The organism is Actinomycetota bacterium (assembly GCA_040754375.1).
GTDB lineage: Bacteria > Actinomycetota > Acidimicrobiia > Acidimicrobiales > AC-14 > JBFMCT01.
Map to the genome: position 1 here is coordinate 37,549 of JBFMCT010000029.1, position 7,121 is coordinate 44,669.

Genomic DNA, 7,121 nt, shown 5'->3' on the forward strand with positions numbered 1-7,121 from the left:
CCCCGGGCGGCTCAACCGGCCGGCTCGAAGCGCAGGAGCGAGCCCGCCAGGTTCAGCACGTAGAGCTCGCCCGCCGAGTCCTCGCCGAACGAGGCGATGGAGAAGCCCGGCGCTCGCACAGCGGCGTCGTCCCCGCTCACCAGCACGCCGTGGTCCACGGCTTCCCCCCCGGACTGCACCAAGCCCCAGATGGTGCCCGAACAGGCGTCCCCGAACACGTAGATCCCCCTCAGGGTGGGCACCCGGCTCCCCCGGTAGACGTGCCCGCCCGTGACCGAGCACCCCTGGTCGTGGCCGTACTCGTGGATGGGCAGGACGGCTCCCGGGGGGTTGGGCCCCTTCACCCGCCGGGAGCCCTCGACCTGCGCCCACCCGAAGTTGGTCCCGGCGGGCGCTGCGCCAGCCAGGAAGTTGACCTCCTCCACGGCGTTCTGGCCGACGTCGCCGATCCACAGGTCGCCACTCTGGCGGTCGAAGCTGAAGCGCCACGGGTTACGCAGCCCGTACATCCAGATCTCGGGCCGGGCGCCGTCCTGGCCCGAGGCGAACGGGTTGTCGGGGGGCACGGTGTAGCCCGCACCACCCGAGGGCCGGGGGTCGATGCGCAGGACCGACCCGAGCAGGTCGGCCAGGTTCTGGGCCCGGTTGCCGGGGTCGTTGCCGCTCCCACCGTCGCCCAGACCGACATAGAGCATCCCGTCAGGCCCGAACGAGACCTGCCCGCCGTTGTGGTTGCCGAAGGGCTGGTCGACGGACAGGACCACCCGGCGGCTGGACGTGTCGGCCCGGCCGTCACGGAAGGCGTACTCGACGACCTGGGTGTCCCCGCTGCGGTCGGTGTAGTTCACGTAGAGCCGGTCACCGTCGGGAGAGAAGGCCAGGCCCAGCAGGCCCTGTTCCGAACCGGTGGACACCTGGCCCGACAGGTCGAGCACGGCCGCGCTGTCAAGGCCGCCGGGATCGGCCGTCTGGCCCCGGACGACCCTCCTCACCCGCCCGGTCTTCTCGGCCACGTAGATCGAGTCGTCCCCGGGCCGCACGGCCATGGCCACCGGGCTCTGCACGTCGGCCACCCTGACGAGGCGCACGTCCGCCCGGCCGACCTCGGGCGGGCCGGCCGGCTCCGACGGCTCGGTCGGCCCCGGGCCTTCGCCGCCCGGGCCGTTGCCGTTGGCGGGTGCCTCGCCCTCAGCCGTCGTCCCCGGCCCCGCGCCGTCGCCCCCGCCGTTGCCGCCCGCGCTGCAGGCGGCGGCCACCAGCACGAGAGCGAGCACGACCAGGGGGGTACGGCGGCGGCGCCCGGGGAGGCTCATCGGAGGGGCCGCACCAGCCCCTCCTGCACGACCGAGACGGCCAAGCGGCCCTCGGCGGTGAAGATCGACCCCCGGGCGAAGCCTCGCGCCCCGGTCATGACCGGGCTGTCCTGGTCGTAGAGCAGCCACTCGTCGGCCCGGAAGGCCCGGTGGAACCACATGGCGTGGTCGAGGCTGGCCAGCATCACGCCCGGCGCCTCCCACACGTGCAGCCCGTGGGCCGACAAGGTGGTGTCGAGCAGGGTCAGGTCGGAAGCGAAGGCCACCACGCAGGCGTGCAGCAACGGGTCCTCGGGCAGGGGGCCGTCGGCCCGGAACCAGGCCCGTCCCCGTGGCCCCGGCCCGCCCACATCGACGGGCCTCACGTCGATCGACCGAGGCCCGTGGGGCGACGTGGCCAGGTCGTCGGGGCCGGGCACGGCGGGCATGGCGATCTGGTGGTCGAGACCCTCCTCGGAGATGTGGAACGAGGCCGCCAGGTTGAAGATGGCCCGCCCGTGCTGGATCGCCACCACCCGGCGGGTCGTGAACGAACGCCCGTCACGGATGCGGTCCACGTCATAGACGATCGGGACCGCCGGGTCCCCGGGACGCAGGAAGTAGGCGTGGAGGGAATGGACGGTCCCCCGGGCCACGGTGCGGCCTGCAGCCACCAGGGCCTGGCCCGCTACCTGCCCACCGAAGACCCGCTGGCGGTCGTCCTTGGGGCTCACCCCCCGGAACAGGTTGACCTCGATCTGCTCGAGGTCGAGCAACTCGACCAGTTCCTCCAGGGGCGTCGCCACCCGCTCATGTTGCCAGCCCGCCGCCGCCCGTCCTCGTCGCCCTCACGAGCCAGATGTGGCGGTCCGAGCCGGGATTGCGCGCTTCTACCTCTCGGCCAACGGCAAGGCCAGGCTGTGGGTCGACGACGTGCTGGTGGTCGACGCCTGGGCGCCCCACGCCAACCCCGTGGGGGGCCCCGAGGTCGAGCTGGCTGCGGGGCGCCACCGCGCCCGCCTCGACTACGTGCCCGAGGGCACGCCGTTGCTGGGCCTGTCCTGGGGCCCTCCCGGCCTGGCCCCCCCGGCCCCCGTCCCGGCCGCCAACGTGTTCCCCCGCCGCGGTGCGGTTGTGCGGACGACCACCTACGAGAGCCCGGGAGTGCTCGTTGGCGGGGCCACGGCGACGGTCGTCGACCGGTCCCTCTCCCACGACAGCGAGGACCCGACGCGCCTACTGTCCAAGACGACGGTCGACCCCATGGGCGAGGCCAGCGAGCCCGGGCTGGGTACCATCGAGGCCAGGGTGGACCTGCTCGGCCGTCTCGTGCCCTACACCGACGTCTGGGGCAACCTCACGTCCTATTCCTACGACCAGGCCGGCCGCGAGTTCTCGGCCACCGCCGCCTGCGGGCCTGCCCAGGCCGCGGGGCTCAACACCAACCGCACCCGGGCCGTGGACAACGGCGGGGCCACCGACTACTGCTACGGCACCGACGACCGCCTGCTCTCGAGCTCCCCGGCCACCGTGGCCCTGGCCTACGACAGCCGGGGCAACGCGGTGGGCCTCGACGGCCAGGAGCTGGTCTTCGACGGGGCTGACCGCCACGTGGCCACCAACGTCGGCGGTGCCGCCCGGGTCACCTACTCCCGGGACGCCACCGGGCGCATCGTCAGGCGGGCCGAGGCAGGCCAGCCCGCCTCCCGCCACGGTTACTCCGGCCCGGGCGACGCCCCCACGTTCGTCACCGACGACGCCGGCGCCGTGGCCCGGCGCTACGTCGCCCTGCTCGGGGGTGTGAGCGTGACCGTCACCGGCCAGCACCAGAGGTGGAGCTACCCCAACGTCCACGGCGACGTCATGGCCACCGCCGACGCCTCCGGGGCCAAAGAAGGCCCCACCGTGGTCTACACCCCCGACGGCCAGGCCCTCGGCCCCGTCCCCGGCAACCTCGACGGCCCCTTCGGCTACGGCTGGCTGGGCTCGCACCAGCGCCCCACCGAGCACGCCGACGGCCTGGCCCCGGTCGTCCAGATGGGAGCGAGGCCCTACCTGCCCTCCATCGGCCGCTTCCTGGCCCAGGGGCCCGTCGACGGCGGCAGCGCCAACGCCTACGACTACCTCTCGGGAGACCCGGTCAACGGCCTGGACCTCACGGGAATGGCCGAGCAGCTTGGGCCTAGCCCGGCGACCTGCATCGACCTCCAGCCCTACGTCGAGGAGATCGTGATGTCGACCGAGTGCAAGGTCATGCGTGAGGCGAGGTTCCGTGAGATGAGAACGCCGGGGTCTCGTTCGACTACAACGCCACGGTCCCGTACTCCGAGGGGGCTCCGGGCGCAGCTGCGAGCGTCAGATCGAGGATTGATGTCTCGCTGCATGCCTGCATTGCGATCTGTGTCAGTCGTGGAGCACAAGGGGGAGCTCCATAATGGGGTATCGGTTGCTGCGGTGTGGGAGCGTCAGCAAATGTACTGTATACGAGCCAACCAGCACCGCTTCGTAACTGCTTTCAACTTGGCGCCAGCGCTGGTCGGCTTGCTGGGAGTACCGGAAGCCCGGGGGTACCAGGTGATGTTGCAGGTGGACTTTCGTTCGGAGGCTCGGTAGTTGTCGGCAGAACGAAGTATGTGAGTACTGGATGCTAACTCTTGACCGACCGGACATCGTTCCGGTCGGCGCCGAGGTAGACGACCGTCAGGACATCGTTCCGGCACACGACTTCACATGCCGACGGGACATCGTTCCGCTCGGCGCCACCGTCAACGGAGGACTCGAGAGATGGCGTAGTCGCCGTGATGGATGACCTCGCCGTCGAGGGTGACGACGAGGACCTTGCGGGCCCTCACCTTGATGATGGCGGTGACGTACTGGTGGGTCTGGTCCTCGGCGACGGTGATGCGCTTGCCGAAGAGGTCGACCCGGCGGTTCGATCGCACGTAGCGGACGACCTCAATGCGCCCCTGGGCGGGCAGGCGTGTCGGCGGTTCGTAGCTGGCCGACAGTGGGTTGCGCAGCCGGCCGGCCATGACCTCGCTGGGGCTGGCGCCGCCGTGGGCGGCGTAGCGGTGGTGAGTGTTGTGGAAGGCGACGAAGGCCCGGTTCTCGGTCCGGAGGTGGTCGATGCCGCCGAAGACCTCGGTGCGGAAGAAGCTCTTGTCCCACACGTCGTTGAAGTGCTCGATGACCCCGTTGCGCCACGGCTCCCGCAGCGGGATGAAGCGAGGCGTGACGCCCAGGTCCAGACACGTGGCCACGACCGGGCCGAAGTACTCCGAGGCGGGTTGGATGCCTCCCCTGAAGTTGGCGTGGTTGTCAAACTGGGCCACCGCCGGCACCCCGACGCTTGACCAGATCCCCACCAAAGACCGAGCCAGCAACGGCGGGCGGCACACGTCGAGGATGTCGTTGGCCGCCTCGTGCGATCCGACGTCGATCAGGTTCAGGGCGTGGAACTCGACGCCACCGAAGAGGTGCCGGGGACCGACGAGGTCCACCTGGTGGGTGGTGCCGGGCTCGACGCCCACCGGGGCCGGGTAGGGAACGCCCCTGGAGACGTAGCGGGGCGAGCGGCGACGGGGCCGGCTGAGTCCGGCCCGGGCCAGCACGCGCTCGATGGTGCGCGACGGCGGGATGGGGTCCACCCCGAGCCGGCGCAGCTCCCACTGGATGGCGAGGGATCCGTACTGCGCCCGCGGGTTGGCTACCAGGCGCTCCCGGGCAGCGAGGATCTGATCCCGCAGCTCGTCGGGTGTCCGCGTCGGTGAGCTGTGCGGCGCCCGGGACCGCTCCTGAGCCCAGCGGTCAGCGTGGCCGTCCTCAGCGTGGCGGGCCACCCACTTGCGCACCCAGCGGTCGGTTCGGCCCAGTGCCGAGGCGATCTGGTCCGGACTCTCCCCGGCCAGCCTCCGACGGACCGCCTCACGACGCAGTTCTTCCTCGGACAACCATGCCTCCTCGCTCGATGATGAGCGAGAAGCAAAACCGGAACGATGTCCTGGCGGAAGCGCATCTCCACCACCGGAACGATGTCCTGTCGGCTAGCGACGTCCTGTTGCGGAACGATGTCCAGTCGGTCGCGCCGGAACGATGTCCTGGCGGTCCTCAGCTAACCCGCCACCGTCAGTTCTGGCCTTGGTTCCTAGGAGTGTCACTAGTACTTGCCATAATAGCGGTCCTTACGCTTCCATCGTTCCTGGAGAGTCGGTTCGGACCAGCCGTTCGTACCTATATTGGGGCTCTTCGCGAAGGCAACTTAGACGCTGCCTACGAGATGCTGTGCGGTACAACCAGGGACTCAGTGTCATTCGACTCTTTTAGGAGCATGGTAGAAAGGGACTTTAACCGCATTGGTAGGATCAGGGTGGTCCGCCCTCTACGTGGTGAGCAGAGAGCTGCCTACCATGTTCTTGAGGGCGAGAGGCAACGCGTGTTGTCGGTGATCTCCGTCGTGATGGAGGATGGCGAGTGGCGGCCATGCCCTCAAGGCGGTCCCTTTGGAGATCTCCGGTCACCACCGTGATAGACGCATCACGCTTGGGAGGGGCCGTCCCGCCGCGTCGTCTTGTCTACGGCCTCGGCCTCCACCTCTTCACCACCATGGAAGCCAGGGTGGAGGGCACCGTGCTGGCCACGGCCTCCTACGACCCCTCCGCTGGGGAGCTGACCTCGGTGGCCTACGGTAACGGGACCACGCTGGCCGAGCTCCACCAACGTCGGCGGTGCCGCCCGGGTCACCTACTCCCGGGACGCCACCGGGCGCATCGTCAGGCGGGCCGAGGCGGGCCAGCCCGCCTCCCGCCACGGTTACTCCGGCCCGGGCGACGCCCCCACGTTCGTCACCGACGACGCCGGCGCCGTGGCCCGGCGCTACGTCGCCCTGCTCGGGGGTGTGAGCGTGACCGTCACCGGCCAGCACCAGAGGTGGAGCTACCCCAACGTCCACGGCGACGTCATGGCCACCGCCGACGCCTCCGGGGCCAAAGAAGGCCCCACCGTGGTCTACACCCCCGACGGCCAGGCCCTCGGCCCCGTCCCCGGCAACCTCGACGGCCCCTTCGGCTACGGCTGGCTGGGCTCGCACCAGCGCCCCACCGAGCACGCCGACGGCCTGGCCCCGGTCGTCCAGATGGGAGCGAGGCCCTACCTGCCCTCCATCGGCCGCTTCCTGGCCCAGGGGCCCGTCGACGGCGGCAGCGCCAACGCCTACGACTACCTCTCGGGAGACCCGGTCAACGGCCTGGACCTCACGGGAATGGCCGAGCAGCTTGGGCCTAGCCCGGCGACCTGCATCGACCTCCAGCCCTACGTCGAGGAGATCGTGATGTCGACCGAGTGCAAGGTCATGCGAGAGGCGAGGTTCCGTGAGAACGCCGGGGTCTCGTTCGACTACAACGCCACGGTCCCGTACTCCGAGACGTCCGTTGGAACGGCAAGGAGTATTTCTCTGGGGACGGTCGCGATGGGGCTACGCGTTGCAGGTGTGGGCCTAGGGTGTGTAATCCGGCCGAAAGCGGACACTGATTCCGGAGGAAACCGGACACCCGTTCCGGACGAAAGCGGACATGCGTTCCGGTTGGTTCCGGACACCTGATCCCCAGCGCGACGGGGCGGCGCCTTGGTCCACCAAGGCGGGCACGCGGCCTTCTTGGATGACGACTTCCACAGTTGTCATTCGAGGGAGGACCGACGTGCCCAGGAGGAAGCTACCCATGCGCAAGATCACCGAGGTCCTGCGGTTGAAGGCCGCAGGGATGAACAGTCGTGACATCGCCGCCAGCGTCGGGGCGGGTAAGACGACCATCTACGAGTACCTGGCCCGGGCCG

The 7,121-nt window shown here is 70.1% G+C and carries 5 protein-coding genes; 2 read left to right on the forward strand and 3 right to left on the reverse strand.

What is annotated here, in order from left to right; translation table 11 throughout:
* Positions 1-11: 11 nt before the first annotated feature.
* Both AB1673_12460 and AB1673_12465 read right to left on the reverse strand, forming a co-directional pair.
* Positions 12-1,313: a PQQ-dependent sugar dehydrogenase gene (locus AB1673_12460; GenBank protein MEW6154788.1), complete on the reverse strand. Its 1,302-nt coding sequence runs from the start codon at positions 1,311-1,313 to the stop codon at positions 12-14.
* Entirely contained in the window at positions 1,310-2,098 is a 789-nt protein-coding gene (locus AB1673_12465; protein MEW6154789.1) for an acyl-CoA thioesterase II, read from the reverse strand. Before AB1673_12465 ends, AB1673_12460 begins: the two co-directional genes overlap by 4 nt.
* Before the next feature lie 55 nt (positions 2,099-2,153).
* On the opposite strand from AB1673_12465, the gene AB1673_12470 reads away from it, so the two are divergent.
* Positions 2,154-3,905 (forward strand): RHS repeat-associated core domain-containing protein, encoded by a 1,752-nt coding sequence (locus AB1673_12470; protein ID MEW6154790.1) that lies wholly within the window; start codon positions 2,154-2,156, stop codon positions 3,903-3,905.
* Between the two features lie 152 nt (positions 3,906-4,057).
* Here the strand turns inward: AB1673_12470 and AB1673_12475 are convergent, their stop codons facing one another.
* The gene (locus AB1673_12475; protein ID MEW6154791.1) at positions 4,058-5,242 is read right to left on the reverse strand and encodes a helix-turn-helix domain-containing protein; all 1,185 of its coding nucleotides are present in this window, start codon (positions 5,240-5,242) and stop codon (positions 4,058-4,060) included.
* 911 nt (positions 5,243-6,153) lie between these two features.
* On the opposite strand from AB1673_12475, the gene AB1673_12480 reads away from it, so the two are divergent.
* Positions 6,154-6,888 carry an RHS repeat-associated core domain-containing protein gene (locus AB1673_12480; GenBank protein ID MEW6154792.1) on the forward strand — a complete coding sequence of 245 codons (735 nt, stop codon included), beginning with the start codon at positions 6,154-6,156 and terminating at the stop codon, positions 6,886-6,888.
* The last annotated feature ends 233 nt before the right edge of the window (positions 6,889-7,121 follow it).

What these genes read in the sequence shown, in the direction of transcription:
- AB1673_12460 (MEW6154788.1), bottom strand. Translation starts at nt 1,313, where the DNA reads ATGAGCCTCCCCGGGCGCCGCCGCCGTACCCCCCTGGTCGTGCTCGCT.